Origin of the sequence: Kribbella sp. VKM Ac-2569, from assembly GCF_004216905.1 — a bacterium.
GTDB lineage: Bacteria > Actinomycetota > Actinomycetes > Propionibacteriales > Kribbellaceae > Kribbella.
In genome coordinates, this window is the sequence record NZ_SGXJ01000005.1 from 283126 (window position 1) to 309720 (window position 26595).

General features: G+C 68.9%; 25 protein-coding genes. 15 read left to right on the forward strand and 10 right to left on the reverse strand.

From position 1 onward, the window contains the following. Position 1 precedes the first annotated feature (1 nt). The 5 genes from EV649_RS32300 to mce form a co-directional block, all read right to left on the reverse strand. Positions 2-1327: an AI-2E family transporter gene (locus tag EV649_RS32300; protein WP_130387443.1), complete on the reverse strand. Its 1326-nt coding sequence runs from the start codon at positions 1325-1327 to the stop codon at positions 2-4. Next, positions 1324-3123, reverse strand: coding sequence for a transposase (locus tag EV649_RS32305; protein ID WP_241998950.1), 1800 nt, complete (start codon positions 3121-3123; stop codon positions 1324-1326). The genes EV649_RS32300 and EV649_RS32305 overlap by 4 nt, the downstream gene beginning before the upstream one ends. A 95-nt stretch (positions 3124-3218) precedes the next feature. Continuing rightward, on the reverse strand, positions 3219-4550 hold the full coding sequence (ccrA, locus tag EV649_RS32310) for a crotonyl-CoA carboxylase/reductase (protein ID WP_198682811.1): 1332 nt from the start codon (positions 4548-4550) through the stop codon (positions 3219-3221). A 158-nt stretch (positions 4551-4708) separates the two neighbouring features. Further along, positions 4709-5608: a sensor histidine kinase gene (locus tag EV649_RS32315; RefSeq protein ID WP_130387444.1), complete on the reverse strand. Its 900-nt coding sequence runs from the start codon at positions 5606-5608 to the stop codon at positions 4709-4711. A gap of 57 nt (positions 5609-5665) precedes the next feature. Further along, entirely contained in the window at positions 5666-6091 is a 426-nt protein-coding gene (gene mce / locus EV649_RS32320) for a methylmalonyl-CoA epimerase (RefSeq protein WP_130387445.1), read from the reverse strand. Positions 6092-6217: 126 nt separating this feature from the next. On the opposite strand from mce, the gene EV649_RS32325 reads away from it, so the two are divergent. From EV649_RS32325 to EV649_RS32335, 4 genes are all read left to right on the forward strand, one after another. Beyond that, positions 6218-7420: an acetyl-CoA C-acetyltransferase gene (locus EV649_RS32325; RefSeq protein WP_130387446.1), complete on the forward strand. Its 1203-nt coding sequence runs from the start codon at positions 6218-6220 to the stop codon at positions 7418-7420. Then, complete coding sequence (meaB, locus tag EV649_RS32330; RefSeq protein ID WP_130387447.1) at positions 7420-8376, forward strand: methylmalonyl Co-A mutase-associated GTPase MeaB; 957 nt, start codon at positions 7420-7422, stop codon at positions 8374-8376. Before EV649_RS32325 ends, meaB begins: the two co-directional genes overlap by 1 nt. A 296-nt stretch (positions 8377-8672) precedes the next feature. Next, positions 8673-8831, forward strand: a complete 159-nt coding sequence (locus tag EV649_RS41315; RefSeq protein WP_198682812.1) for a hypothetical protein — start codon at positions 8673-8675, stop codon at positions 8829-8831. Between the two features lie 89 nt (positions 8832-8920). After that, a complete protein-coding gene (locus EV649_RS32335) occupies positions 8921-9640 on the forward strand; it encodes a PH domain-containing protein (RefSeq protein WP_130387448.1) in 720 nt (239 codons plus the stop codon). 3 nt (positions 9641-9643) lie between these two features. Here the strand turns inward: EV649_RS32335 and EV649_RS32340 are convergent, their stop codons facing one another. The 4 genes from EV649_RS32340 to EV649_RS32355 all read right to left on the reverse strand — a co-directional run bounded on the left by EV649_RS32340 (position 9644) and on the right by EV649_RS32355 (position 12517). Beyond that, positions 9644-10882 carry a DUF6596 domain-containing protein gene (locus EV649_RS32340; protein ID WP_130387449.1) on the reverse strand — a complete coding sequence of 413 codons (1239 nt, stop codon included), beginning with the start codon at positions 10880-10882 and terminating at the stop codon, positions 9644-9646. A 10-nt stretch (positions 10883-10892) separates the two neighbouring features. After that, positions 10893-11240, reverse strand: coding sequence for a YciI family protein (locus EV649_RS32345; RefSeq protein WP_130387450.1), 348 nt, complete (start codon positions 11238-11240; stop codon positions 10893-10895). A 76-nt stretch (positions 11241-11316) separates the two neighbouring features. Further along, positions 11317-12039 (reverse strand): maleylpyruvate isomerase family mycothiol-dependent enzyme, encoded by a 723-nt coding sequence (locus EV649_RS32350; protein ID WP_130387451.1) that lies wholly within the window; start codon positions 12037-12039, stop codon positions 11317-11319. A 31-nt stretch (positions 12040-12070) separates the two neighbouring features. After that, the gene (locus EV649_RS32355) at positions 12071-12517 is read right to left on the reverse strand and encodes a DUF4231 domain-containing protein (protein ID WP_130387452.1); all 447 of its coding nucleotides are present in this window, start codon (positions 12515-12517) and stop codon (positions 12071-12073) included. Positions 12518-12549: 32 nt separating this feature from the next. Here EV649_RS32355 and EV649_RS32360 point away from each other — a divergent pair, with 32 nt between their 5' ends. From EV649_RS32360 to EV649_RS32410, 11 genes are all read left to right on the forward strand, one after another. After that, complete coding sequence (locus tag EV649_RS32360) at positions 12550-13053, forward strand: MarR family transcriptional regulator (protein ID WP_130387453.1); 504 nt, start codon at positions 12550-12552, stop codon at positions 13051-13053. A 167-nt stretch (positions 13054-13220) separates the two neighbouring features. Then, positions 13221-14807, forward strand: coding sequence for an ABC transporter substrate-binding protein (locus EV649_RS32365; protein ID WP_130387454.1), 1587 nt, complete (start codon positions 13221-13223; stop codon positions 14805-14807). Next, positions 14807-16183, forward strand: a complete 1377-nt coding sequence (locus EV649_RS32370) for a M14 family zinc carboxypeptidase (protein ID WP_130387455.1) — start codon at positions 14807-14809, stop codon at positions 16181-16183. Before EV649_RS32365 ends, EV649_RS32370 begins: the two co-directional genes overlap by 1 nt. After that, positions 16183-17109, forward strand: coding sequence for an ABC transporter permease (locus tag EV649_RS32375; RefSeq protein ID WP_130387456.1), 927 nt, complete (start codon positions 16183-16185; stop codon positions 17107-17109). The genes EV649_RS32370 and EV649_RS32375 overlap by 1 nt, the downstream gene beginning before the upstream one ends. Continuing rightward, positions 17102-17983: an ABC transporter permease gene (locus EV649_RS32380; protein ID WP_130387457.1), complete on the forward strand. Its 882-nt coding sequence runs from the start codon at positions 17102-17104 to the stop codon at positions 17981-17983. The genes EV649_RS32375 and EV649_RS32380 overlap by 8 nt, the downstream gene beginning before the upstream one ends. Next, positions 17983-19431 carry a serine hydrolase domain-containing protein gene (locus tag EV649_RS32385; RefSeq protein ID WP_130387458.1) on the forward strand — a complete coding sequence of 483 codons (1449 nt, stop codon included), beginning with the start codon at positions 17983-17985 and terminating at the stop codon, positions 19429-19431. The genes EV649_RS32380 and EV649_RS32385 overlap by 1 nt, the downstream gene beginning before the upstream one ends. Beyond that, on the forward strand, positions 19424-19945 hold the full coding sequence (locus tag EV649_RS32390; protein ID WP_130387459.1) for a MarR family transcriptional regulator: 522 nt from the start codon (positions 19424-19426) through the stop codon (positions 19943-19945). The genes EV649_RS32385 and EV649_RS32390 overlap by 8 nt, the downstream gene beginning before the upstream one ends. Continuing rightward, positions 19942-21564 carry an ABC transporter ATP-binding protein gene (locus tag EV649_RS32395; RefSeq protein WP_241998951.1) on the forward strand — a complete coding sequence of 541 codons (1623 nt, stop codon included), beginning with the start codon at positions 19942-19944 and terminating at the stop codon, positions 21562-21564. The genes EV649_RS32390 and EV649_RS32395 overlap by 4 nt, the downstream gene beginning before the upstream one ends. 147 nt (positions 21565-21711) lie before the next feature. Beyond that, complete coding sequence (locus EV649_RS32400) at positions 21712-23385, forward strand: methylmalonyl-CoA mutase family protein (protein WP_130387460.1); 1674 nt, start codon at positions 21712-21714, stop codon at positions 23383-23385. Next, positions 23306-25102, forward strand: a complete 1797-nt coding sequence (locus EV649_RS32405) for an NAD-binding protein (protein ID WP_130387461.1) — start codon at positions 23306-23308, stop codon at positions 25100-25102. The genes EV649_RS32400 and EV649_RS32405 overlap by 80 nt, the downstream gene beginning before the upstream one ends. Positions 25103-25151: 49 nt before the next feature. Next, entirely contained in the window at positions 25152-26087 is a 936-nt protein-coding gene (locus tag EV649_RS32410; protein ID WP_130387462.1) for a tetratricopeptide repeat protein, read from the forward strand. Here EV649_RS32410 and EV649_RS32415 read toward each other — a convergent pair. Beyond that, complete coding sequence (locus EV649_RS32415; RefSeq protein WP_198682813.1) at positions 26084-26530, reverse strand: MarR family transcriptional regulator; 447 nt, start codon at positions 26528-26530, stop codon at positions 26084-26086. The genes EV649_RS32410 and EV649_RS32415 overlap by 4 nt on opposite strands. Positions 26531-26595: the final 65 nt, after the last annotated feature.

The following is a 26595-nucleotide window of genomic DNA, read 5'->3' on the forward strand; positions in this document are numbered from 1 at the left end:
GTTAGGAGGCGTCGGCTTTGCGGACCCAGACTTCTCGGATGATGAGGAGGATGGCGGCGGCTGAGGGGATGGCGAGGAGGGCGCCGACCACGCCGAGGAGGGCGCCGCCGAGGAGGGCGGCGATGACGGTGACGGCGCCGGGGATGTCGACGGCCCGGCGCATGATGCGCGGTGCCACGAAGTAGTTCTCGACCTGCTGGTAGATGACACCGTAGACCAGGCAGGCGAGGCCGATCCCGACGCCGCCGGTGAAGCCGATCAGCGAGACCACGACGACGCCGATCAGACCGCCGACCATCGGGATGAAGTCGCAGAACATCACCACGATCGCCAGCGCCACGGCGTACTCGCGCAGCCCGACGATCTCCAGGAAGATGAACATCATGACACCGGCGGTCAGCGCCACCAGGAACTGGCCGCTGACGTAGCCGCCGACCCGGCCGAGGACCTCGTCGCCGAGGATCGAGACGCGGGTACGGCGGGTGCGGGGGACGAGGCTGTACGCCGCACGCTTCACCGTGGGGAGCGAGGCGAGGAAGTACAGCGTCAGCACCAGGATCGTGAACGTGTTGAACAGCGCGCCCGCGACCACCTTGCCGACGCCGAGGATCCCGCCGAACGCGCGTTGCGCCAGCGCCGGGTCCTGGATGTAGTCCTGCGCCTTCTGGATGAAGTGGTACTTGTTGTCCAGTTCGTTGAGCGTCTTCGACTTGGTCAGCAGGTCGAGCCACTCGGGCGCGTTCTTGATCAGGCTGTTGATCTGGTCTGAGACGACCGGGACGATCGCGACGGCGACGCCGGCGACCGCGAGGATCATCAGCAGGAACACCACGCCGACGGACAGGCCGCGCTTCAGGCCGCGGCGCATGAACCACTCGACCAGCGGGTTCAGGCCGACCGCGATGAACATCGAGACCAGGAGCAGGATCAGGACCGAGCGGGCCTGGCCGGCCGCGTTCCACAGACCCAAGGCGACGAGTACGCCGAGTGCCGCGAAGAACCCGAACGTGAACGGGTTCCCCCGGCGCAGCGGCGGACCCGGCGTACCCATCCCGACCGACGGGTGCCGCTCTTCGATCAGCAGTTCGTCCGCGAGGTTGGTGTCGCCGTCCTCATGCTCGGCGGCAGCAGCAGCGGCAGCCTTGTCAGCTGCGTCGTCCGCTTCCTCGGCAGCCCTGTCAGCTGCATCGTCGGCGTCGATTGCGGCTTGTTCGCTCTTGTCGGCGGCGGCCTGGGCTTCCGCGGCGGCGGACTTCGCTTCGCGCGTGGCGTCGGAGAGGTCCTTGTCGGGGGTCGCTGTGGAGGTGTCGTCGCCGGATGGCGTCACATCTTGTCCTTCGGGGATCGCGCGCGCGAGGTGGCCACATCGGTCTTCTCGTCGTCCGCGGGCGACTCGTCGTCGGAGGACTTCGCCGACCTGGAGCGCCGCGTCTGGACACGAGTCTCGTCGCTCGCGAGGTCACCCAGCCGGAACTCGTCCACCATCGTCGAGTCCTTCGGCTCCTCGTCCCCGTCCGAATCCTTGGAGCCGGCCGTCTCGGCGAGGTCCTCGTCATCGGCAAGCGCGGCAAGCTCAGCCAGGTCGGCGGCGTCGGCAGCAGGGTCGGCCGGGCCGCCGGCGGTCTTGCTGGTCTGGCCGGCGAGGTCGCCGACGTCCTTCGGGTCGATGCGCAGGCCGGTGTCGATCCGGGTCTCGTCGACGCGGGCGTCCCCGGCGCCGATGCCGACGAACGGGCTGGAACCGGTGAACGGTCCGTCGGTGTCGTACGACGCCTCGCGCGAGGATCCCGCTGCCGGCGTCGCCCCCGGGAACGGGTTGTCAGCCGGCGTCGTCGCCGGGAAAGGGCTGTCGTCATCCCCCGAGTCGGACGGCGCCGGGTCGGACGGAGTTGAGTCGGACGGCGTTGAGCTGGGGGCTGACGACTCGAAGGTGGAGGCGGGTGGGGCGGAGGAGAACGCCGCCGAGGGGTCGGCGGCGAAGGGGCTGCCGGCGCCCGTGCCCGGCGCGTCGAGCGGGGTCCGGGGGGACTCGGCCGGCCGCGCGAACGGGTTCACGTACGGGGCCGCGGCAGTCTCGGAGTCCAGTTCGGCGGCCTGCCGGGCGATGTTGCTCGCGATCTCGTTCAGGCCGGCGATCTGGGTGAGGATGCCGTCGCGCCGCTTCGCCAGACGCTCGGTCTCGCGAGCGACGACGGTACGGGACCGCTCCGCCTCGTCGGCCGCGTTCGCCAGCTCGGCCTCGGCGCGGGTGCGCGCGGTGGTCAGCAGTTGCTCGGCCTCCCGGCGGGAACGCGCGAGCGTCCGCTCGGCCGACTCCTCGGCCTCGGCACGGATCTTGCGAGCCTGCTCGGTCGCCTCGGCCACCCGGCGCTCGGACGCCTCGGCGGCCTCCTTCATCTGGGTGGTCAGGCTGTCGGTGTCGGCCGCGATCTGCTGGTGCTTGTCGGCCAGTTCCTTCGCCTGCTGCTCGCGCTCGTCCGCCAGCCGCGCGCGCAGCGCCGCCGACTCGCGCTGGATCGCGGTCCGGATCTTCTCGGCCTCGTGCAGCGCGCCGTTCTTCAGCGTGCTCGCCTGCGACTCGGCGGTCAGCTGCAGCTGCTCGGCCTTCCGCCGGGCCGCCTGCAGCACCTCGGCCGCCTCGGTCTCCGCCGTACGCCGCAGCTCGGCCGCGTCACCCTCGGCGGTACGACGCATGCTGTCCGCCTCGTTGAGCGCGACGGTCCGGATGTCCTCGGCCTCACGCTCACCGGTCGCCCGCGCGGCGGCAGCCTCCTTGGCCGCGTTCGCGCGGAGCTCCTCCGCCTCACGCTTGGCTTCGTCGAGCGCCTCGGACGCCTGGTCCTGGGCGAGCCGGAGGATCTGCGCGGCCCGGTCGCCGAGCCCGGCGTACGACGGGTTGGCGCTGGCCTCGAGCTGGCGCCGCGTCTCCGCGAGCTGGTGCTGCATCGGCGCGACACTCTGCTGCAGCTCGTCGGCGCGGCCGCGTGCCTGGACGAGTTGCATCTCCAGCGCGCGGACATAGTCGTCCACGGCCTGCTTGTCGTACCCGCGGCGACTGACCGGGAAGCCCCCGGCCGCTGTCGCCGTGCGGTCGAAGAACGGCAGGCTCGACTCGTCAGGCATTCTCCCGAGGTTCCCTTCTGGCGGCTCAGCGTGAATCCCCCACCATAAGCCTGTCAGAACCCACCCGAAACCAGCCAATCGGGAGTCGGCGGCAACTACCTGTTGCGGAAGCGATTAATGGCGTCCAGATGTTCCTCGCGCAAAGCGGTGTCGCGGACGCCCAGTCCTTCGGCCGGAGCCAGGGTCAGGACGCCGACCTTGCCCTGGTGCAGGTTGCGGTGGACGTCGTACGCCGCCTGCGCGGTGTCCTCGAGTGGGTAGACCTTGCTGACCGTCGGGTGCACCATGCCCTTGGCGATCAGCCGGTTCGCCTCCCAGGCCTCGCGGTAGTTGGCGAAGTGCGAGCCGATGATTCGCTTCAGGTTCATCCACAGGTACCGGTTGTCGTACTCGTGCATGAACCCGGACGTCGACGCACACGTCACGATCGTCCCGCCGCGCCGCGCGACGTACACCGAGGCGCCGAACGTCTCCCGTCCCGGGTGCTCGAACACGATGTCGGGGTCGTCGCCGCCGGTCAGCTCCCGGATCCGCGCCCCGAACCGCTTCCATTCCTTCTGGTCCTGGGTGTGCTCGTCCTTCCAGAACTTGTACCCCTCGGCCGACCGGTCGATGATCAGCTCCGCGCCCATCGCGCGGCAGATCTCCGCCTTCTCCGGCGACGACACCACGCACACCGGGATCGCCCCGCCGTTCAGCGCGAACTGCGTCGCGTAGGAACCCAGACCGCCGGACGCGCCCCAGACCAGAACCACGTCGCCCTGCTTCATGTTGGCGCCGTTCGCGGACACCAGCTGCCGGTACGCCGTACTGTTCACCAGCCCCGGCGACGCCGCTTCCTCCCACGTCAGGTGGGCCGGCTTCGGCATCAGCTGGTTCGACTTCACCAGCGCGATCTCGGCGAGACCGCCGAAGTTCGTCTCGAATCCCCAGATCCGCTGCTCGGAGTCGAGCATCGTGTCGTTGTGCCCGTCCGGCGACTCCAGCTCGACCGACAGGCAGTGCGCGACCACCTCGTCGCCCGGCTTCCACGCGTTCACGCCGGGTCCGGTCCGCAGTACGACGCCTGCCAGGTCGGAGCCGACCACGTGGTACGGCAGATCGTGCCGGGCCGTCAGCGGCGACAGCTTCCCGTACCGCTTCAGGAACGAGAAGGTCGACACCGGCTCGAAGATCGACGTCCAGACGGTGTTGTAGTTGATCGCGCTGGCCATCACCGCGACCAGCGCCTCACCCGGCCCGAGCTCGGGCGTCGGTACGTCGTCGAGGTGCAGGCTCTTGCGCGGATCCTTCTCCTTGCTGTCCAGCCCGTCGAACATCGCGGCATCGTCGGCATGGACGGTGATTCCGCGGTAATGCTCCGGTACGTCGAGCTCTCCGACGGCGGCGTTGTCGCCGGAGAGGATCGCCTCAAGGATCTGCTTCACGAAAGTACCTCCTGCAGCGGCGGTCCCGTAACAAATCGGTGAGCGGAACTTACCGTTGAGTATGCGCCCGTGGCTGTGCGCTGTAACACAGGGAGCGACGGTTGAGACGACCGTCACTTTTCCAGTCCACCGTTGTCAGTGGTCTTATCGCCTCGACGTCACCGCAGTCTGGTGTGGAGCCGTACTTGGGTGAAGTCGTCACCCGACCGCAGTTGCGCCAGGTCGCACAGCTGATTCGCGAGCCAGACGCCCCGCCCGCCGAGCCCGTCGAGCGGCGGCAGCACCCGTCCGACGAGCAGGTCGTCGATCCGTCCGCAGTCCAGTACGTCGCAGATCAGCGTCCCGTCGGCGATCCACACCGCGAGCCGCCCGCGCCCGCCGCCGAACCGGATGCTGTTGGTGCAGATCTCGTGCAAAGCCAGCGACAGGTCCTCGAGCCGGTCCCTCGACACGCCGTGCGAGGCGGCCTGCCCACTCAGCCACTGCCGGATCTGGCCGAGCTCGTCGGACCCGAACTCCCACCGCTCGGCGCGATCCGGTACGTCGTCGAGCGCGGTCCGGAACTCCTTCTCCGCAACAGCTTCCGCGCCAGAGTGCGTCACGGTCGGGTCGATGCCGACGGACGCCTCGTACGCGCAGTACAGCCGGAACGCCCGGTCCTGCGCGAACGCGATGTCGGACAGCGCCTCGTGCAGCAGCACCTCGTCGTACGCCGCTGCGCTCCGTCCCGGGTACGCCGGCTCGCAGAGTCCGCGCACCGGTCCGGGTTGGTGCGCGATGACACCGCGCCAGTACGGGATCAGCCGCGCAGGGTTGCCCCCGGCAACGGTCATATCGTTGAACCGGACATGATGGTGCAGCGGTCCAAGAGCGTCGCGCAGTACGGCGATCCGCTCCGGCGGTAGCACGGCCACGATGGTTTCCCCCGCCGCCAGACCCTCCTGTACGAGCGCAGCGGAGCGCTGCACGAACTCCTCGTCCGACACGTGGACAAAGGCGTCGTGCAGGAATCCGGCCGGCGCACCGTGCAAGGAGTCGGTGGCGCTGTCCTTCAGCACTCGATCAGAGTAGTCCGCCAACGAGGCCGAGGAGACTCGAATAGCGCGCCGTCACCGCTAGTGCGAGGTCGATGGCTCCACGAGTTCGACGAGGACGCCGCCGGCTGACTTCGGGTGGATGAAGTTGACGCGGGAGCCGGCGGTGCCTCGTTTTGGTTCGTCGTACAGGAGGCGGGCGCCGCGGGCGCGGAGGACCTTCGAGACCGCGTCGAGATCGCGGACCCGGTAGGCGAGCTGCTGGATGCCCGGACCGCGCTGGTCGAGGAACTTCGCGATCGGCGAGGCGTCCGACAACGGCGCCAGCAACTGGATCGAGGAACCCGAGTCGCCGACCGAGAGCATCGCCTCCCGGACGCCCTGCTCCTCGTTGATCTCCTCGTGCGCCACGGTCATGCCGAACACGTCGGCGTAGTACCGGACGGCCTCGTCGAAGTCGGGCACCGCGATGCCGACGTGGTCGATCGCGTCGAACAACTGATCCATCCCGCCAGCGTGGCGCACGCCGGGCCCGCGAGACCATCGAAAGTGGCCCAGTCGACACGATCCGTGTGACCCGTCTGACGTCATCGAGCAGCGGCGTACCAGTGCGCTCGCAGGTATCGTGACAGCATGTCTGACACGCGGAACCACAGCGTCATCGTCGCCGGTGCACGGACCCCGATCGGGCGGTTGCTGGGTGGCCTCAAGGGCTTCACCGGAGCAGAGCTCGGCGGGTTCGCGATCAAGGGCGCACTCGAGAAGGCCGGCGTCGCGCCGGACCAGGTCGAGTACGTGATCATGGGCCAGGTCCTGCAGGCCGGCGGCGGTCAGATCACCGCCCGCCAGGCCGCGGTCAAGGGCGGCGTCCCGATGGACGTGCCGGCCATCACGATCAACAAGGTCTGCCTGTCCGGGCTGAACGCGATCGCGCTCGCCGACCAGCTGATCCGCGCCGATGAGTACGACATCGTCGTCGCCGGCGGCATGGAGTCGATGACGAACGCGCCGCACCTGCTGCCGAAGTCCCGCGAGGGCTACAAGTACGGCGACACCACGCTGGTCGACTCGATGGCGTACGACGGGTTGTGGGACGCGTTCACCGACCAGGCGATGGGCGCGCTCACGGACCAGGCGAACAACGAGCGCCAGAAGCTGAGCCGCGAGGAGCAGGACGAGTTCAGCGCCCGTTCGCACCAGCGCGCCGCCGAGGCCTGGAAGAACGGCCTCTTCGCCGACGAGGTCGTGCCGGTCGAGGTGCCGCAGCGCAAGGGCGACCCGATCGTGGTGGACAGCGACGAAGGCGTTCGCGGTGACACGTCGGTCGAGGTACTGGGCAAGCTGCGGCCGGCGTTCGGCAAGGACGGCACGATCACGGCCGGTTCGGCGTCGCAGATCTCCGACGGCGGTTGTGCCGTTGTCGTGATGAGCAAGGCGAAGGCCGAGGAGCTCGGGCTCAGCTGGATCGCCGAGATCGGCGCGCACGGCTCGGTCGCCGGACCGGACTCGTCGCTGCAGAGCCAGCCGGCCAACGCGATCGCCAAGGCCTGCGCGAAGGAAGGCATCCAGCCCGCGGACCTCGACCTGATCGAGATCAACGAGGCGTTCGCGGCGGTCGGGATCGCGTCCGCGCGCGAGCTGCAGGTCGGCGACGACAAGGTGAACGTGAACGGCGGCGCGATCGCGCTCGGCCACCCGATCGGCATGTCCGGCGCCCGCCTCGTGCTGCACCTGGCCCTCGAGCTCGGCCGCCGCGGCGGTGGAGTGGGCGCGGCTGCGTTGTGCGGCGGTGGCGGTCAAGGTGACGCCCTGATTGTTCGTGTACCGAAGAACTGATGCCACGACGTACGGCGCCGGTCGGTGAGCTGGTCGAGCGGGCCCGGGAGGGCGACGCCCGGGCCGTCGCTCGGCTGATTTCGCTGGTCGAGGACGAGTCCCCGCTGCTGCGCGAGGTGATGGCCGAGCTGGCGCCGTACGCCGGTCACGCGCACATCGTCGGCATCACGGGCTCGCCCGGCGTCGGCAAGTCGACGTCGACGTCAGCCCTCGTGTCGGCGTACCGCGAGACCGGGAAGCGGGTCGGCGTACTCGCGGTGGACCCGTCGTCGCCGTTCTCCGGCGGCGCGCTGCTCGGGGACCGGGTGCGGATGCAGGACCACGCGACCGACCGCGGGGTGTTCATCCGGTCGATGGCGTCCCGCGGGCATCTCGGCGGGCTGTCGTGGTCGACGCCGCAGGCGCTGCGGGTGCTGGACGCGGCCGGTTTCGACGTGGTGCTGGTGGAGACGGTCGGGGTCGGGCAGTCCGAGGTGGAGATCGCCGGGATGGCGGACACGACGCTGGTTCTGCTGGCGCCGGGAATGGGCGACGGTATTCAGGCGGCCAAGGCCGGGATCCTCGAGGTCGGTGACATCTACGTCGTCAACAAGGCGGACCGGGACGGCGTCCAGTCGGTCACCCGGGACCTGCGGTCGATGCTGGCGCTGGCCGAGCGGTCCGAGGGTGCCTGGTCGCCGCCGATCCTCAAGACGGTCGCGTCCCGCAACGAGGGGATCGCCGAGGTGGTGCAGGCGATCGAGGACCGGCTGGAATGGATGCGCGGGAATGGGGTACTGACCGAGCGTCGCCGCAGTCGCGCGCGGGACGAGATCGAGGCGATCGCGACGACGGCGCTGCGGGCCCGGTTCGCGCACCTGCACGGGGACGCGCGGCTCGACGTACTCGCGGCGAAGGTCGCGGACGGCGGCACCGACCCGTATTCGGCGGCCGACGAGTTGATCGCCGCTTTGTGACACTTGTCTCGCCGTGGAACAATCGACCACGTTGTGTCACATGGTGTCTTTGCAATTCGTTCACCGGATGTTGTGCCGATTTCGGGCAAATGCCGCAGGATTTCCGCCGGGTACGGCGATCTGCGTCTCAGGGCGGCGCGCCGATGGGTGCCGTGCCCCCGGATCCGTTACAGAATGGACCTTGTAGCTGGTGAGCATTGTGCGGTGGGCTGTGTTCAGTCAGTGACAATTGGTCACGGTCCGTGATACAAACTCAAACACAGTCGACCGAGTGGTTAGGAACAAGGAGTGGCGACATGCCGAAGAAGCTGTTGATCTGGTCGCTCATCGCCTTTGCCGGGTTTTACCTCTTCACCCAGCCGACCAACGCGGCCAACGCGGTGGGTGGAGCGTTCTCGGCCGTCGGTGACGCCTTCGGGAGCGTCATCCAGTTCCTGACGGCGCTGTTCAGCTGATCTGTCGCCTCTGTGTCCCGTTGCACGTCGTCGTGCGGGACACTTGAGTCGTACGGGGTCACACAACAGCGTGACAGGGGAGTGAACGGATGGCCGGAATAGGCCTGTTCCGGATCTTCGACCCGAAGGTCCGGCGCCATCTGATCTCGGACGAGGGCGAAGTCGTCATCGACGAGGTGCGGCACCACTGGGTGGTGTTCACGGTGCCGATGCTCGAGGTCGTGCTCGCGGCGGCGCTGCTGCTCACCATGGCGACCACCGCGATCGGCGGGCAGCCGGTGCTGCTGGCGATCGTCCTGGTGCTGCTCAGTCATGCCTTCTGGCAGTTCCTCACCCAGCATCGGGACCGCTTCGTGGTCACCAACATGCGGGTCATGCGCATCCGCGGCGTCTTCTCGCAGACCGTCGCGACCACCCCGATCGCCAGGGTCCTCGACATCACGCTGCAGAAGCCGATCATCGGGCGGATGCTCGGCTACGGCCACTTCGTCTTCGAGTCGGCCGCGCAGGACCAGGGCTTCCGCGAGATCAAGTGGGTCAGCCGGCCCGACGACCGCGACCTGACCATTCAGCGCGTCATCCAGCGCACCGGCCTGCGGGCCTCCGCGAGCGTCGACGTACTGCAGGGGGACGAGGACTCCGACGACGACGGCACCGGTCCGATCGGGATGGACTCGGCGCAGGAAGTCACCGCGAGCACGCCGGCCCCGGCCGCCTCGCAGCCGAACCGACCCGCATCCCCGACGTCCTCGTCCGCCTCGAAGTCCATCTTCAACAGCGAACGCGGCAACTGGACCGACAACGAATAACCCTCACGTCTTCGCGCGGTCGCGGAAGTAGTTGCGGCGGCGTTCTCGGTGGGGGCGTTCGGGGTGATTGGGCGGGGCTGTGTCCAGCGCCTGCTGCAGCTCGTCGGCGGCTTCGGCGTAGCGAGAGCGGCGGGCGAGGAGTTCGCCGCGTACGGCGTACTTGCGTGAGCTGGTCGGGATCTCGTCGAGCAGCTTGAGGGCCGTGTCGACCTCACCGGTTTCCGCGATCGCGACGACTCGGGCGAGTTCGGCGGCGGGGCTGGGGGAGACCTCGACCAGCAGGTCGTACAGCCGGACGATCTCGCGCCAGTCTGTCGCGGTATAGCTGGGTACGCGCGCGTGCTCGGCCGCGATCGCGGCCTGCAACTGGTACGCGTCGGCCCGCCGAGCGGACCGCTCCAGCGAGTCGTTGAGGAGCGCGACGCCACGGCCGATGAGGTCCTGATCCCACAGCGAGCGGTCCTGCAGATCGAGCGTCACCACCTCGCCGGCGTCGTCGACACGGGCCGGTCGACGCGCCTCGGTCAGGAGCAGCAGCGCCAGCACCGCGGTCGGTGTCGGCTGATCGGGGAGGAGCGAGTGCAGAAGCTCAGCCAACCGGATCGCCTCCGCACACAGATCGACGTCGTACGCCGCCTCGCCCTCGGTCGGCGCGTGGCCCGCGGTGTAGAGGCTGTGGATGACGGCGCAGACTGCGGGCAGTCGTTCGGGTAGCTCGGCCTCGGCCGGCACACGGTACGGGATGCGCGCTGCGGCGATCTTCTGCCGTGCACGGACGAGCCGCTTCGTGGTGGCGACCTCGGTCGTCAGCAGAACGCCGGCGATCTGTGCGGGTGAGAGGCCGCAGAGCGTTCGGAGCGCGAGGGCCACGCGGGTCGGAGGCGACAGCGACGGGTGGCAGCAGGTGAAGATCAGTCGCAGCAGGTCGTCCTGAACGACGGCTTCGGTCTCGACCTCACGCTTCGTCAGCTCGATCAGGTCCGCGCCGTCGCGCTCCTTCGTGCCGCGGGCCTGCTCGCGGCGGATGATGTCGATCGCCTTCCGCCGGGCCGTCACGGTGAGCCAGGCGCGCGGCTCGGGTGGTACGCCCGTCACCGGCCACGCGCCGAGCGCCGCCAGGGCCGCCTCCTGGACGGCGTCCTCGGCGAGCTGGACGTTGCCGACGGTCCGGATCAGGGTCGCGAGAATCCGCGTCCCCTCGATCCGGATCGTCTCGGCGACCACGTCGTACCGCTCGTTCACGGGACCTGCCCTACTTGGCCGCGATCACCGGCCGGACCTCGACCGCGCCGCCCCAGGCCGCCGGGATCCCGGCCGCGACCCGCACCGCCTCCTCGAGGTCCTCGGCCTCGATCAGGTAGTAGCCGGTCAGCGCTTCCTTGGTCTCGGCGTACGGTCCGTCGGTGGTGACCACCGGCCCGCCGCGGGCACCCTCGACCCGGACGACGGTCGCCGTCGAGGTCGGATGCAGTACGGCGCTCGCCTTCACCTGCTCGGCGAACTCGACGCCGAACCTCCGGTACTCGGCCAGCTCCTCGGCCTGCTCGGGCGCCCACCAGTCGACGTCAGCGGTGTAGGTCAGTGCAAGGTACTGCGCCATCGGAGTCCTCCTTCTCGCTGAGACCACTGTGGTCTCTCGTGAAAGGAACGAACAGCCCACCTCCGAGAGGACATCGTCATTGCGAGGCCTCCGAAAGTCGTCCGCGGAACGCCCGCACGACATTCGGATCGCCGACCGTCTCGATCGCGTCCTCGCCGACCCGGCCCCACAACCACAGATAGACCTGCGCCGGATCCCCGGACACCTCCGCCGCCACGTCCCCCTCAGCCCCTTGCCGTACGTCGACACTCGTCGCGTCGGCGTACACGGTCCACGACCGGCCTCCCGCGGTCAGTCGAACGGCCGCGTCGATGGGGTAGGCGGTGTCGCCCTCCTCCCACCACGGGCCACCGAGCGTCGGGTAGAGGACCTCGTCGATCCCGTCGAGGGCCAGTTCGGGGTCGATCGGCGTGACGACGTCGTGCGCCTGCTCGACATCGATCCGGTGGATCACGGTCTCGTGCGCCATCCGCCGGTACCAGAACGCAGACGTGCGGTCGCGCGGGCTGAACGTCCATGTCTGTGTCTCGGCCCCGGCCGCTTCCAGGGCGTCGACGATCCCCATGCGCGCATCGTCGTACCACTCCAGCGAAGCGAGCCCGGTGAAGTCCGGCGGCCACGGGTCGGGGCGGGTGCCGAGTTTCAGCACCTCGACCTTGTGGACGTACACCATCGCGACGTGCCGCACCACGTCGTCCACCGTCCACCCCGGGCAACTGGGCACGGGCGCGTCGAGCCCGGTCCGCGCGACCTCGCCGAGCCGGGCGCTCTCGGCCCGCACGTGCTCCAGAAATCTCATGTCCGCACCCTGCCAGAGCCCATGGACAGTTTCAGACGCTCCGCGCCTTCAACGCCGCCTCCCAGTCCTCGGTCTCGGAATAGCTGATCTCGACGACTCGCTCGGCGAGCAACTTCACCGGTTCGCCGGCCTTGGCGTACCGGCCGGCCTTCTGCGAGTAGAGCCAGGCCTCGTTCCGCAGTTCCTGCGCGGTCCGTGTGTACGTCGGATACGAGTCCTTGAACCCGAACAACGTCCGGATCCCCTCGGCCAGCGCGATCACGCCACCGAGCGAAGGAGCGAGCCAGATGGGCGCCTTGATGGCGACCGAGATCGCGATCACCACGGCAGCGATGAGTTGCACGGTGCCGAGGGCGCGGTACCAGATGCGGGCACGCCGGGCTTGTGCGGCGTACCAGCGAAAGCGGATGCTGATCAGTTGCTCGGCGGGCGCGTCCGTCCCGAGGGCAGGAAAGTCCGAATCTCTGAGTCGCGGCATAGTCAGACAAGTGTCGGGCTAAGGTTCCGCTCATGGCCAGGAAGAGGGCGTTGCCGTTCGATCCGATCGACGAGGCGTCGCGGCAGTGGGGGCGGCGTTGGGGTGCCGTCGAGCAGATGCGGGCCGTGACGTCGCTGATGCGGGCGCAGCAGATCGTGATCAACGAGCTGGACGAACTCCTCCGCAAGCACGGGCTGACGTTCGCCCGGTTCGAGGCCCTGGTGCTGCTCACCTTCTCCCGGCGCGGGTCGCTGCCGCTCGGGAAGATGGGGGAGCGGCTGCAGGTGCACCCGACGTCGGTGACCTCGATCGTCCGCAGGCTCGAGGCGGCCGGGCTGGTGACCCGGACGCCGCACCCGGACGACGGCCGCGCGGTGCTCTGCGAGATCACCCCCGAGGGCCGTGACCTGGTCGAGCGCGCCACCGCCGACCTGGTCGCCGCCGACTTCGCCCTGTCCGGCCTCACCGACGACCAGCTCAAGATGCTCTGGTCCGTCCTGGAACCCCTCCGCCACAACGCCGGCGACTTCAACTGACCGGAAGCCGGGCCTGACCGAGGGCGCCTTGTGTTACGCCCGCGCTAAAAGTTCATTTCCTACTGAAACTTCCCAAGTTTCCCTATTGCCAGGTAGTGGGATCAGCGTCCAGGATCGGAGACGAGTCGGCCAACCCTGCAGGCCGGCACACGTCCCTGGAGGACCTCATGAAGCGTGCTGCCGCTGTTCTCCTCACCGCCACCGTGGCCCTGGGCGGCTGCTCCGGCGGCGGCGGATCCGGGTCGGCCGAGGGCGCGACGAAGTCGGTCTCGTTCGCGGTCTCCGACCCGGTGACCCTCAACCCCGGTCGCCAGACGATCGCGTTCTCCCAGGTCAAGGAGCTGTTCTCGAGCCTGACCTTCGTCAAGAGCGACGGATCGCTGACCTATCTGAACGCCGAGTCGGTGAAGTCGTCCGACGCCGTGCACTGGACCGTCAAGCTGCGCCCGGGCTGGACCTTCCACAACGGCGAGAAGGTCACCGCCGAGAGCTACGTGAAGGCGTGGAATACGGTCGCCTACGGTCCGAACGCCTGGGAGAACAGCGGCCAGCTGGTCAACATCGCCGGGTACGACGCCCTGAACCCGGCCAAGGGCAAGTCCACAACGACCCAGTTGTCCGGCCTCAAGGTGGTCGACGACCTCACCTTCACGGTCACCCTGAAGAGCCCGGACGGTCAGTTCCCGGTGCAGCTCTCGCAGGCGCAGAGCGGGTTCTTCCCGCTGCCGGAAGCGGCGTACAAGGACTTCGATGCCTTCGGCAAGCAGCCGATCGGCAACGGGCCGTTCCAGATGGTCGGCAGCTACGCCGAGAACGAGCCGATGACGGTCAAGCGGTACGACGCGTATCAGGGCCCGAAGCCCACCGTCGACGAGATCGTCTTCAAGCCGTACACCGACATGACGACGGCCTACACCGACGTACAGGCCGGGAACACCGACATCCTGTTCGTGCCGGCGGCCCGGATGGCGCAGGTGAAGAAGGACTTCGGCGATCGTGCGTACGTCTTCCAGGGCCTGGGCATGAACTACCTCGGTCTGCCGTTGTGGGACAAGCGCTACCAGGACGTCCGGGTGCGGCAGGCGATCTCGATGGCGATCGACCGGCAGGCCGTGAGCAACGTGATCTACGGCGGCATCTGGGAGCCCGCGACGGCGCTGACTCCGCCGGGCGAGCCCGGTACGCCGAAGGACCTGTGCGGCGAGCTGTGCACGTTCAACCCGACCAAGGCGAAGCAGCTCCTGGCCGAGGCCGGCGGCTTCAGCGGCAAAATGGAGATCCGCTACCCGGGTGGCTCGGGCCTGGACGACCTCTACAACGCCTACGCCAACCAGCTCCGGCAGAATCTCGGGATCAAGGACGTCACCGCGACGCCGACGACCGACTTCCCCGAGTTCCAGAAGCTGCGCAACGACAAGAAGCTGAGCGGCCCGTACTTCTCCCGCTGGGGTGCCCTCTACGCCAGCCAGCAGAACACCCTGCGCTCCTTCTACACAAAGGCCGGCGGCTGCGTGAACTGCATCCCCTACTACACCCCGCAGGTCGAGCAGCTGCTCGCGAAGGCGGACGCACAGGTCGACCCGCAGAAGGCGATCGAGGGGTACGTCGACGTACAGAAGGCGATTCTGAAGGACTTCCCGGCGCCGCCGATGTTCTTCGAGAAGTACACGTACGCGACCTCGGACCGGATCGCCAAGCTGGCCGAGGGTGCGGGCAGCCTCGAACTCGAGAACACCACCCTGGTGGACAACTGATGGCGGTTGTTGCCGACGGCCCGCTCCAGGCGATCCTGGAGCGGGCCCACCGCGTCCCCGAGCTGACCCATTTCCCGGGCGTCGACGAGATCACCGCGCGCCTCGACGCCCTGACCGACGAGCACCCCGACCTCGTCACCCGGCGCCGGATCGGTACGTCGAGACTCGGCGACCCGATCACCATGTACTCGATCGGCGACGGCCCCGACCAGGCCCTCGTGTACGCCGGCGTCCACCCGAACGAACCGATCGGGTTCTGGACCGCGATCCACCTGGCCGAGGACCTGTGCGCGGATGCCGATCTCCGGGCGACCTGCCGCTGGAACATCATCGGCTGCATCGACCCCGACGGCACCCGCCTGAACGAAGGCTGGTTCGACGGCCCGTTCACCCGGGTCCACTACGCGGCGAACTTCCACCGCCCGGCTCCCGGCGAGCAGGTCGAGTGGTCGTTCCCCTTCCAGTACAAGGGCGCGTACTTCGACCAGGTGTTGCCGGAGACGCTCGCCCTGATGCGCGTGATCGACGAGCTGAAACCGATCATCGCGGTGTCGCTGCACAACACCGAGGTCGGCGGCGTCTACTACTACCTCACCAAGGAGCTCGATGGCTTCGTCGACGAGCTGCACGCCGTCGCCGCGTCCTTCGGGCTTCCGCTCGACCTCGGCGAGCCCGAGACCCCGGTCGCCCGGCCGATCGGTCCCGCGGTCTTCGAGATGATCTCGCAGCGGGCCATGTACGACTACGCCGAGGATCGGGGCCTGCCCACGCCGAACGAGTCGGGCAGTTCGTCGGCGGCGTACGCCGAACGGCACGGCACAGCGAGCCTCGTCGCCGAGCTGCCGTACTGGACTCACCCGTCGGCCGACGACCAGACGCCGACGGACCAGGCGTACCAGCAGGTGCTGTCCGGCGTGGCGGACGAGCTCGAGGACAACCTGGCGGTGATGGACGAGATCTTCCGGGCGGCGCGGCCGTACCTGTCCGACGACTCCCAGCTGGTCCGCGGGGTCGCGTCGTTCCTGCCGTACCTGCTCCGGCGGCCGGGCCGGGAGCGGGCGCGGGCGACGGAGGTCGACCCGGGCCGGCGGGCGACTGTCTCCGAAGTGTTCGGTCTGCGCGACACGGTCCGCCTGTACCGGCTGCGGTACGGCGGGATGCTCCTGCGCGCGATCGACGGTGAGATCGCGCGGGGCGGCGCCGCGGCCGCGCTGCATCCGCTGGCCCGGCGCTTCCGCGAGATCTATCGCGAGTGGCAGGACGAGGCTGCGAGCCTCGACGAGGAACTGCACACCGTGCCGATCAACGACTGCGTCGGAGTCCAGTACGCCGCTACCTTGGCGCTGCTGAACGCCGTACGCCGAGAGGCCGGCTGATGGCGCGCTTCACGATCCGGCGGTTGATCGAGCTGGTGCTGGTGTTCTTCGGCGTCACGTTCGCCATCTACGCGGCCGTCTTCGCACTGCCCGGTGACCCGATCTCCAGTCTCGGCGGTGATCAGCCGCTGTCGCCGGCGGTGGTCGAACGGATCCGGAATCTGTACCACCTCAACGATCCGCTCTGGTCGCAGTACCTGCGCTATCTGGGCCATCTGCTCACCGGCGACCTCGGCGTCGACTTCCGCGGCCGGTCGGTGGCCGAGCGGCTGGCGAGTCGCTGGCCGGTGACGATCCAGTTGGCGCTGACGGCGTGGGTGATCCAGGTGGTGATCGGCGTCGGTCTCGGTCTGATTGCCGGACTGCGCAAGAACACCTGGATCGATCGCGGTGTGCTGATCCTGACGATCCTGATCGCGTCGGTGCCGATCTTCGTGATGGCTGTGACGGCGCAGCTGGTGTTCGGCGTGAAGCTGTCGCTGCTGCCGATCGCGGGCGTGACGGACGGCTGGCCGACGTCGTACTTGCTGCCGGCAACGGTTCTGGCGATCTACGGGCTGGCCGCGGTGGCGCGGCTGACCCGGGGGAGCGTGGTCGACACGATGAGCTCCGACTTCGTCCGCGCGCTGTGGGCGAAGGGCCTCAGCAGGCGCCGCGTCATCGGTGTCCACGTGCTGCGGAACTCGGCGATCCCGGTGTTGACGTATCTCGCGATCGACCTGGGCGCGTTGCTCGGCGGGGCGGTCGTAACGGAAGGCATCTTCAACCTGCCGGGCGTCGGGCAGTTGCTGTTCGAGTCGATCCGGGTGCACGAAGGGCCGACGGTGGTCGGCATCGCGACCGCGCTGATCCTGATCTTCCTGCTGACCAGTCTCGTCGTCGACCTGCTCAACTCCCTCCTCGACCCGAGGATCCGCCATGACTGACGCAGTGCTCCTTCAGACCGTCGATGAGGACGTGATCGCGCGACGCGGTGTCTGGGCGACCGTTCGCCGCCGCGTGCTCTTCTGGCTGCCGCTAGCAGTGCTAGCGGTACTGCTTCTGATGGCGCTCGTCCCGCAGTTGTTCACCAGCGCCGACCCACGCGCCTGTGATATCTCGGCCAGCGCCCGTCCGTCCTCGCCCGGCCATCCGTTCGGCCAGGACCTCCAGGGTTGCGACGTCTACGCGAGCGTCGTCCACGGCGCCCGCGCGTCGCTGTCCGTCGGCCTGGTGTGCACGTTGATCGCCCTGGTCATCGCCGTCGGCGTCGGAACGATCGCCGGGTACGTCGGGGGCTGGGCGGACTCGATCCTGGCCCGGTTGACCGATGTCTTCCTCGGCTTCCCGTTCCTGCTCGGTGCGATCGTCGTACTCAACAGCCTCGGCAAGCGGTCGGTCCTGTCGGTGTCGCTCGTCCTCGCGGTGTTCTCCTGGCCTACCCTGGCCCGGATGGTGCGGACGACGGTCCGCGCGACCCGGGACGCGGAGTACGTCCAGGCCGCAAAGGCGATGGGGTTCCCGACCACCCGGATCCTCACGCACTACGTGCTGCCGAACTCGATCGGCCCCGTGCTCGCGGTCGCCACGCTGACCGTCGGCGGCGTGATCGTGGCCGAGTCGACGCTGACCTTCCTCGGCCTCGGCCTGCGCGCGCCGTCGATCTCGTGGGGCCTGCAGCTCGCCACCGCGCAGTCGCGCTTCCAGCAGGCGCCGCACACACTGATCTACCCGGCGATGTTCCTCGCCGCGACGGTACTGAGCCTGATCACCCTCGGCGACGTGCTCCGCGACGCGGTGAACCCGAAGGGACGCTCCTGATGACCAACCATGACAGAACGGACGCCGCCTTGTTCGACCCATCTATTGCCAGGGAAGCCGCTCCCGCCATCGAGAGCTGGCTCGAGTTCCAGCGCCGCTACCTGCGGACGCCGGGAGTCCAGGCGGCGATCCGGGTCGGCGACGAGCTCGTCCTCTCGACCGCCCTCGGCCACAGCGACGAGGTCGCCGGTACGCCGCTGCGCACGGACCACCTGTTCCGGATCGCGTCGCACAGCAAGACCTTTACGGCGACCTCGATCCTGCAACTGGTCGAACAGGGCAAGGTCCGGCTCGACGACCCGATCGATACGTATGTCCCCGAATTGGCCGAGAGCGCCTTGGCGCCGGTCACCGTGCGCGAGTTGCTCGGTCACCAAGCAGGCGTGATCCGGGACGGCGTGGACAAGGACTACTGGCAGCTGATGGACCCGTTCCCGGACCGGGACGCGCTGATCGAGCTGTGCCGGTCGGCCGGTCAGGTGTTCGAGCGCAACGAGTACTTCAAGTACACGAACATCGGCTACTCGCTGCTCGGCCTGGTGATCGAGTCCGCGAGCGGATCGTCGTACGGCGATTACGTCGCGGCGAACATCGTGGATCGGCTGGGACTGACCAACACGGGCGCCGAGTGGGAGCGTGCGCGGGCAGGTCAGTACGCCGGCGGTCATACCGGGCTGCTCGACGGGAACGACGTACGCGAAGTCATCCCGCACGTGGACACCCGGGCGATGGCGGCGGCCACTGGGTTGTACTCGACCGCGGAGGACCTGGCCGTCTACGGTGCCGCGCACTTCTTCGGGGCCGACCAGCTGATCGGCGACGCGAGCAAGCGGCTGCTGCAGCGAGACGAGAGTCTGGTGAACGCCAACGGACGCGAAATCGGGCGGTACGGGCTCGGCATGGACATCGTCACGATCGGCGGACGCCGGTTGGTCGGGCACAGCGGTGGATACCCGGGGCACATCACCCGGACCTTCATCGACCCCGCCGACCAGATCGTCGTGTCGGTGCTCACCAACTGCATCGGCGGGCCGGCGGGCGCACTGGCCACGGGCGTGGTCAAGCTGCTGAACCTCGCGGCCGAGCCGCCGGCCGGTACCCAGGTGCCGACCGACATCGACGCCCGTCGGTTCTGCGGCAACTTCGCGAACTTGATGGGCGTGCTCAGCATCTCGCTGCTCGGCGGGCGACTGGTCGCGTTCTTCCCAGCCGCACCGGATCCGGTTGAGAGCTATGAGGAACTCCAGGTCGTCGACGAGAACACGCTGGCCGTCGTACCTTCGGCGGGGTTCGGATCGATCGGCGAGAAGGTGGAGTTCACCTGGGACACGGCCGGCCGGCCGTCGCTCGTCCGGTACGGCGGGAGCTCGCGCTGGCCGGTCGAGGCGTTCCGGGCACGCCGTACGGCGCAGATCGCGGGAGCCGTTGTGGGAGGTCGGGATGAGTGACGAGACGCTGCCTGACGACGCGTGGGAGGAGGACCCACGCCGCGCGGACTTCGTCGAGCAGTTCGCCCTGCTAAGAGAGCTGGCAGGCTCGCCGCGGATGGAGGGCCGCGTCCTCGGCTACCTGATGGTGAGCAACAAGCCGTACGTCGCGTCGGCCGAGCTGACCCGGGCGTTGTCGGCGAGCGCCGGCTCGATCTCGAGCGCGACCCGGCGGCTGATCGATCTCGGGTTCATCGTGCGGCACGCCGTACCGGGTGATCGCAACCACTACTTCAAGGTCGAGGACGACGTCTGGGGGAGCTTCCTGGCGGGGGAGCGGCGGTCGCTCGGCAAGCAGCAGCGGCTGTTCGAGGACATGCTCGCCGAGCTTCCCGAGGGGATGCCCGGTCCGGCCAAGCGACTGCGGAACGCGCGCAACTACTTCGAGTGGCTGGCCTCGTACCACCGCAAGATGCTCGCGGACTGGCAGGAGCACCGCGACAAGCTCGAAGCGGATCAGGGGGAGGGCGAGTGAGCGACGAGGTGCTGCGGTTCGAGGAGTTGACGGTCGACTTCACCGTCGGCGGTACGACGCAGCGCGCGGTCGACGGGGTCAGCTTCGAGGTCCGGCCGGGCGAGGTGCTCGCGGTCGTGGGTGAGTCGGGATCCGGGAAGAGCGTCACGGCGCTAGCAGCGCTAGGTTTGCTGCCCTCGAACGCCCGCGCCGGCGGGCGGATCAGCTTCGGCGGCGCCGACGTACTGGAGATGTCGCGGGCCGAACTCACCGCGCTCCGCGGCCGGCGGATCGCGATGATCTTCCAGGATCCGTCAGGGGCGCTCGACCCGGTGTTCACGATCGGCGCACAGCTGGTCGAGATGATCCGCACGCACGAGCCGTCGCTGTCGCGCGGCGCGGCGCGGGAACGGGCGATCGAGTTGCTGCGGATGGTCGAGATCCCCGAGAACCGGCTGAAGTACTACCCGCACCAGCTGTCCGGAGGGCAGTGCCAGCGGGTGATGATCGCGATCGCGCTGGCGTGCGACCCGGAGCTCCTGATCGCGGACGAGCCGACCACGGCCCTCGACGTGACCGTGCAGCGGGAGGTGCTCGACGTACTGCTCGCGATGCGGTCGAAGATCTCCGGCGCGATCATGATCATCACGCACGACATGGGCGTGGTCGCGGACGTGGCCGACCGGGTCGTCGTGATGCGCAAGGGCTCGGTGGTCGAGACGGCCGAGGTGCACGAGCTGTTCGATCACCCGACGCAGGAGTACACGCGGGCCCTGCTGGACGCCGTACCGCGCGGCGGCCCACGTGAGTCGACTTCTGTGGACGCGGATGTTGCGGCGCTGAAGATCGACGATCTCGTCGTCGAGTATCGCGGTCGCCGGGGCCGTACGGTGCAGGCGGTCGATCACGTGGACCTGCTGCTGAATCCCGGTGAAGTCGTCGGTCTCGTCGGGGAGTCGGGATCCGGGAAGTCCACGATCGGCAAAGCGGTGCTCGGTCTCGCACCCATCACCTCCGGCGAGGTCCACGTGGCCGGACAGGCGCTCACGTCCGCGTCGGCGTCCGACCTCCGCAAGACCCGGGCCCGGATCGGTGTCGTCTTCCAGAATCCGGCCGGTTCGCTGAACCCGCGCGGCACCATCGGGCAGTCCGTCGGCGAGCCGCTCGCCGTCCATCGCGGCGTCCGTGGTGCCGAGCTCCGTCGCCGTGTCGAGGAGCTGCTCGACAGTGTCGAGCTGCCGGGTGCGTGGGCCGGGCGGTACCCGCATGAGCTGTCCGGCGGTCAGCGCCAGCGGGTGTCGATCGCGCGGGCGATCTCGCTCGATCCCGGGCTGCTGATCGCGGACGAGCCGACGTCCGCACTCGACGTCTCGGTGCAGGCCACCGTGCTCGAGTTGCTCCGCTCGCTGCAGGACCGGCTGCACTTCGCCTGCCTGTTCATCAGCCACGACCTCGCCGTGGTCGACCAGGTCTGCGACCGCGTCGCCGTGATGAGCCAGGGCCGCCTCGTCGAGCAGGGCGACCGAGAGTCCGTCCTCCGCGCACCCCAGGACCCCTACACCGTCCGCCTCCTCGAGGCGGCCCCCGTCCCCGATCCGCGAGAGCAGGCCCGCCGGCGCGGGCTCAGGTTGGCTGGGTAGGGGGTGGACGCCCACGCATGCACAACTCGCCTTCAGGCGGGCTGATGGGGCGCGGAGTGGGGGTTGTGCCTGCATGCACGTCCACCCCGGTTGGAAATAGTTGGACGTCCTAGTATTTTGGGACCAGTTCCCTAGGAGGTCTGACTGATGGATGCCGAGCAGATCGCGGCCGGCCGGAGCCGGTGGCAGCAGCGGTACGACGCCGCGCGCAAGCGGGAGGCGGACTTCACCACGCTGTCCGGCACCGAGGTCGAGCCGGTGTACGGGCCGCCCGAGGGTGTCGCCGACCCGCGGATGGAGCGGATCGGCTGGCCGGGGGAGTTCCCGTTCACCCGCGGTCTGTACGCGACCGGGTACCGCGGCCGCACCTGGACGATCCGCCAGTTCGCCGGCTTCGGGAACGCGGAGCAGACCAACGAGCGCTATCGGATGATCCTCAACGGTGGTGGCGGCGGCCTGTCGGTCGCGTTCGACATGCCGACGCTGATGGGGCGCGACTCCGATGAGCCGAAGTCGCTCGGCGAGGTCGGCCATTGCGGCGTCGCGATCGACTCGGCCGTCGACATGGACCGGCTGTTCAAGGACATCCCGCTCCAGGACGTCACCACCTCGATGACGATCTCCGGTCCGGCCGTGCCGGCGTTCTGCATGTACCTGGTCGCCGCCGAGCGCCAGGGCGCGGACATCTCCAAGCTGAACGGGACGCTGCAGACCGACATCTTCAAGGAGTACATCGCGCAGAAGGAGTGGCTGTTCCCGCCGGAGCCGCACCTGCGCCTGATCGGCGACCTGATGGAGTACTGCGCGACCACGATCCCGGCGTACAAGCCGCTGAGCGTCTCCGGGTACCACATCCGCGAGGCCGGCTCGACCGCCGCGCAGGAGCTCGCCTACACGCTCGCCGACGGCTTCGGGTACGTCGAGCTCGGGCTCTCCCGCGGGCTCGACGTCGACGTGTTCGCGCCCGGCCTGTCGTTCTTCTTCGACAGCCACCTGGACTTCTTCGAGGAGATCGCGAAGTTCCGGGCCGCCCGCCGGATCTGGGCGCGCTGGCTGCGGGACGTGTACGGCGCCAAGACCGACAAGGCGCAGTGGCTCCGCTTCCACACGCAGACGGCCGGGGTGTCGCTCACGGCGCAGCAGCCGTACAACAACGTCGTACGGACGGCTGTCGAGGCGCTGGCCGCCGTACTCGGCGGGACGAACTCGCTGCACACCAACGCGCTCGACGAGACGCTGGCGCTGCCGAGTGAGGAGTCGGCCGAGATCGCGCTGCGGACCCAGTCGGTGCTGATGGAGGAGATCGGCGTCACGAACGTCGCCGACCCGCTCGGCGGATCCTGGTACGTCGAGGCGCTGACCGACGAGATCGAGGCCGAGGCCGAGGCGATCTTCGCGCGGATCAAGGAGATGAGCCCGGACGAGACGATGACCGGCGGCATCCTGCGCGGGATCGAGGACGGCTGGTTCATGGCCGAGATCGCCGACGCCGCGTTCGAGTACCAGCAGAAGCTCGAGAAGAGCGAGAAGAAGATCGTCGGCGTCAACACGCTCACCGACACCGTGTCCGGCGAGCTGGAGATCCTCCGGGTCTCGCACGAGGTCGAGGTCGAACAGTGCCGCGTCCTCGCGGAACGCAAGGCGCACCGCGACGAGGACCGGGTACGGCGTACGCTGTCGGCTCTGGTGGAGGCGGCCAGCGGCACTGGCAACCTGATCGAGCCCATGCTGGAGGCAGTGCGTGCGGAGGCCACGATGGGGGAAATCTGTCACGTTCTTCGGGAACAGTGGGGAGAGTACCGAGAGCCCGCCCGGTTCTGAGGAGCCGCCACCGTCCGGGCGAGAGGCCCCTGGTGCGGCCGATTCCCCGGACGGACGGCGCGTGGTGGTCTGCGGTTCGGACCGCACGATGCTGCGGGTGGTCACCGAACTGGTGAGCTCGGGCGAGCGGGTGACCGCGATCGTCAACCCCGCGTCCCGTCACTACGACCGGATCGGTGAGCTGGGCGCGACCGTGATGGGCGCCCGGGTGATCAGCGAGTCGTTGCTCCGGCGGGCCGGTGTCGACGCAGCCGACGACGGTACGCCGTCCACCGCGCGCGCACTGGTCCTGCTGGACACCGACGACGTACACAACGTCCACACCGCGCTGACTGCGCGGGACATGGATCCGGAGCTGCGGATCGTCGTACAGATGGTGAATCCGCGGCTCAGTAAGCAGCTGAACAGCCTGCTCGGCGACTGCGTGGTGATCAACGGGCCGTCGCTGGCCGCGCCCGCGTTCGTCTCGGACGCGCTGGAGGACGACGAGCTGACCTGGATGGAGCTCGGCGGTCAGCGGGTGGTCGTGGGACAGGCAGATCTGATCCGCGAGCCTCATGTGACCGTGCTCGCGGACACGACCTCGTCCGCGACGCCCCAGCTGTTGCCGATGGCCAGCGCCGACCCGGACGGTGACATCGTGCTCGGCACCGGCGTACGGACGATCTGGCGCAGCCGCGACGTACGCCCGGCCGGCTGGTTCATCGCGCTGCGCGACATCCTGGACAGCCGGGTCCGGAAGATCGCCGCGGTGATGGCGTTCCTGGTCGCGGCCGGTACGGCGGTCATCCACTTCGTCGGTGGGATCGAGTGGTGGCGGGCGGTGTACATGGCCGCCGGCGCGGTGACGTCGGCGGGCATCGAGGACAACGCGTTCTCCGACGCCGACCCTTGGGTGAAGGTCGCCGCTGTGGTGGTGCAGCTGACCGGCATCGTGCTGATGGCCTTGCTGACCGCGGTCGTGGTCGACTCGCTGATCGGCGCGCGGCTGTCGCGGATCATCGGCGGAGTCCGCGGGCGGCCGCGCAACCATGTGGTGGTGTGCGGCCTCGGTACGGTCGGCGCGCGGGTGCTGGAGATCCTCACCGAGCGGGGCGTCGCGGTCGTCGGTGTCGATCAGGACGAGGACGCGCCCGGCATCCAGGTCGCGCACCGGCTGAAGATCCCGGTCGTGATCGGGGACAGCAGCAACGAGGAGACGCTGCGGTCGGCCGGCGTACAGCGGTGCCAGTCGGTGCTCGCGATCACCGACGGCGACATCACCAACCTGGAGTCGGCGATGGTGGCCCGGGACCTGAACCCGGACGCCCGGATCACGATGCGGATGTTCGACCACGACCTGGCGCAGCGGGTCGAGCGGCGGCTGGGCCTCGGCCACAGCCGGTCGGTGTCGATGCTGGTGGCGCCGGCGATCGCTGCCGCGGTCGCGAACCGGCGCAAGCAGGTGACGATCCCGGCCGGTCGCCGCGTGCTGCTGCTGACCGAGGTGACCGTCGAGCCAGGGTCGGTTGCCGACGGTCGACGGCTCGGCGAACTGAACGAGGCCGAGGGCCTTCGGGTGCTCGCACGACAGGATCGGCACGGTCCCTGGGAGTGGAGTCCGGCGTCCGAGAAGCAGGTCAAGGTAGGGGACCGGCTGGCGGTCGTGGGGACCCGGGCAGGCCTCGCTCGGCTGCTGATGGTGACCCGGGCGCAGCGTAAGTCGGCCGCGTCGTAGAGGATGGACCTGTGAACGTACGGAGTGTGCACGGAATGCGAGGACAGTGGTGAGCCAGTCCAACTTCTCCCGTCCAGGGGCGGTCGACCTGTCGTCCCTCCGTAAACCGGCCGGTGCGCCTGGCGCACCTGGTGCTCCCAGTGCTCCAGCGGGTGGTGGCGCCGCAGGTGCGTACGCGCTGGAGGTCGGCGAGGCCAACTTCCAGTCCGACGTCATCGAGCGCTCGCTGCAGGCCCCGGTCGTGGTCGAGCTGTACTCGCCGCGGGCGCAGGGCTCGAACGCGCTCAGTGCGGTGCTGGTCCAGCTGTCGACCGAGTACGCCGGGAAGTTCCTGCTGGCCCGGATCGACGTCGACGCGAACCCACAGGTCGCCCAGGCGTTCGGCGTACAGGCTGTGCCGGTCGTCATCGCGATCCTGCGAGGTCAGCCGGTGCCGCTGTTCCAGGGCGTCCTCGGTGAGCCGGAGGTCCGGCAGTACCTCGACCAGCTGCTGACGGTCGCGGTCGCGAACGGGATCACCGGGCGCGCCGAGCCGGTCGGCCCGGTGGCCGAGGCCGTCGAGGAGGAAGAGGCACCGAACCCGCGGTACGAGAAGGCCGAGAACGCGGTCGGCGCGGGCGATCTGGACGGCGCGATCGCGGCGTACGAGGAGCTGCTGAAGGAGACGCCGAACGACGCCGAGGCGAAGTCGGGGTTGGCCCGCGTACAGCTGGTGAAGCGTACGCAGGACGTGCCGGCCGACGTCCGGACACGGGCGGCCGACAACCCGACCGACGTCGAGGCTCAGCTGCTGGTGGCCGATGTGGACCTGATGGGCGGGCATGTGGACGACGCGTTCGCACGCCTGATCTCCACGGTCCAGGCGACCGCGGGGGACGAGCGGAACGCCGTACGGCTGCACCTGCTCGAGCTCTTCGAGGTCGTCGGTGCGGACGACGAGCGCGTCGTCAAGGCTCGCCGCCGGTTGATGGCTGCGCTGTTCTAGCTTTTCAAGATCGGGTCTGTTGTCAGGGCCTCTGAGACCCGGGCGAGGAGGGTGCGGAGGGTTTCCGCTTCCTCCTCGCTGAAGGCGTCGGCGAGTCTGCGCTCGACGCTGGTTGCGCGCTTGTCCGCCTGTTCGAGAGCTTTTCGGCCGGCTGTGGTCGGGCGGGTCTCGATGACGTGCCTGTGCAGTGGATGCGGGGTGCGCTCGATCAGGTCGGCCGACTCCAGGTTGCGCAGGATCGTCGTCATCGTCTGTGGCGTGACCAGGCAACGGCGGGCGAGCTCGGCGGCCGAGATTCCCGGCTGCTCGTCCAGGACGAACAGGGCGGCGTACTGCGGCACGGTCAGCCCGGCCGGCTTCACGGCGGCCGCCTTCACGGCCTGCAGTTCCTGCTCGACCCGCTTGAGGTGACTCCCGAGCCGTTCGTCGAAGGACATCCGCATGATGACCATCGTACGAACGACGTCGGTGATATATGCATTGACGATCATCAGAGCTCTGATTAGTC

Bases quoted from the DNA above. Each gene is read 5' to 3' on its own strand.
- EV649_RS32305 (WP_241998950.1), bottom strand. From the start codon at position 3,123: ATGCCTGACGAGTCGAGCCTGCCGTTCTTCGACCGCACGGCGACAGCG.
- mce (WP_130387445.1), bottom strand. From the start codon at position 6,091: ATGGATCAGTTGTTCGACGCGATCGACCACGTCGGCATCGCGGTGCCC.
- EV649_RS32325 (WP_130387446.1), top strand. From the start codon at position 6,218: ATGTCTGACACGCGGAACCACAGCGTCATCGTCGCCGGTGCACGGACC.
- meaB (WP_130387447.1), top strand. From the start codon at position 7,420: ATGCCACGACGTACGGCGCCGGTCGGTGAGCTGGTCGAGCGGGCCCGG.
- EV649_RS41315 (WP_198682812.1), top strand. From the start codon at position 8,673: ATGCCGAAGAAGCTGTTGATCTGGTCGCTCATCGCCTTTGCCGGGTTT.
- EV649_RS32335 (WP_130387448.1), top strand. From the start codon at position 8,921: ATGGCCGGAATAGGCCTGTTCCGGATCTTCGACCCGAAGGTCCGGCGC.
- EV649_RS32345 (WP_130387450.1), bottom strand. From the start codon at position 11,240: ATGGCGCAGTACCTTGCACTGACCTACACCGCTGACGTCGACTGGTGG.
- EV649_RS32350 (WP_130387451.1), bottom strand. From the start codon at position 12,039: ATGAGATTTCTGGAGCACGTGCGGGCCGAGAGCGCCCGGCTCGGCGAG.
- EV649_RS32355 (WP_130387452.1), bottom strand. From the start codon at position 12,517: ATGCCGCGACTCAGAGATTCGGACTTTCCTGCCCTCGGGACGGACGCG.
- EV649_RS32360 (WP_130387453.1), top strand. From the start codon at position 12,550: ATGGCCAGGAAGAGGGCGTTGCCGTTCGATCCGATCGACGAGGCGTCG.
- EV649_RS32365 (WP_130387454.1), top strand. From the start codon at position 13,221: ATGAAGCGTGCTGCCGCTGTTCTCCTCACCGCCACCGTGGCCCTGGGC.
- EV649_RS32370 (WP_130387455.1), top strand. From the start codon at position 14,807: ATGGCGGTTGTTGCCGACGGCCCGCTCCAGGCGATCCTGGAGCGGGCC.
- EV649_RS32375 (WP_130387456.1), top strand. From the start codon at position 16,183: ATGGCGCGCTTCACGATCCGGCGGTTGATCGAGCTGGTGCTGGTGTTC.
- EV649_RS32380 (WP_130387457.1), top strand. From the start codon at position 17,102: ATGACTGACGCAGTGCTCCTTCAGACCGTCGATGAGGACGTGATCGCG.
- EV649_RS32385 (WP_130387458.1), top strand. From the start codon at position 17,983: ATGACCAACCATGACAGAACGGACGCCGCCTTGTTCGACCCATCTATT.
- EV649_RS32390 (WP_130387459.1), top strand. From the start codon at position 19,424: ATGAGTGACGAGACGCTGCCTGACGACGCGTGGGAGGAGGACCCACGC.
- EV649_RS32400 (WP_130387460.1), top strand. From the start codon at position 21,712: ATGGATGCCGAGCAGATCGCGGCCGGCCGGAGCCGGTGGCAGCAGCGG.
- EV649_RS32415 (WP_198682813.1), bottom strand. From the start codon at position 26,530: ATGCGGATGTCCTTCGACGAACGGCTCGGGAGTCACCTCAAGCGGGTC.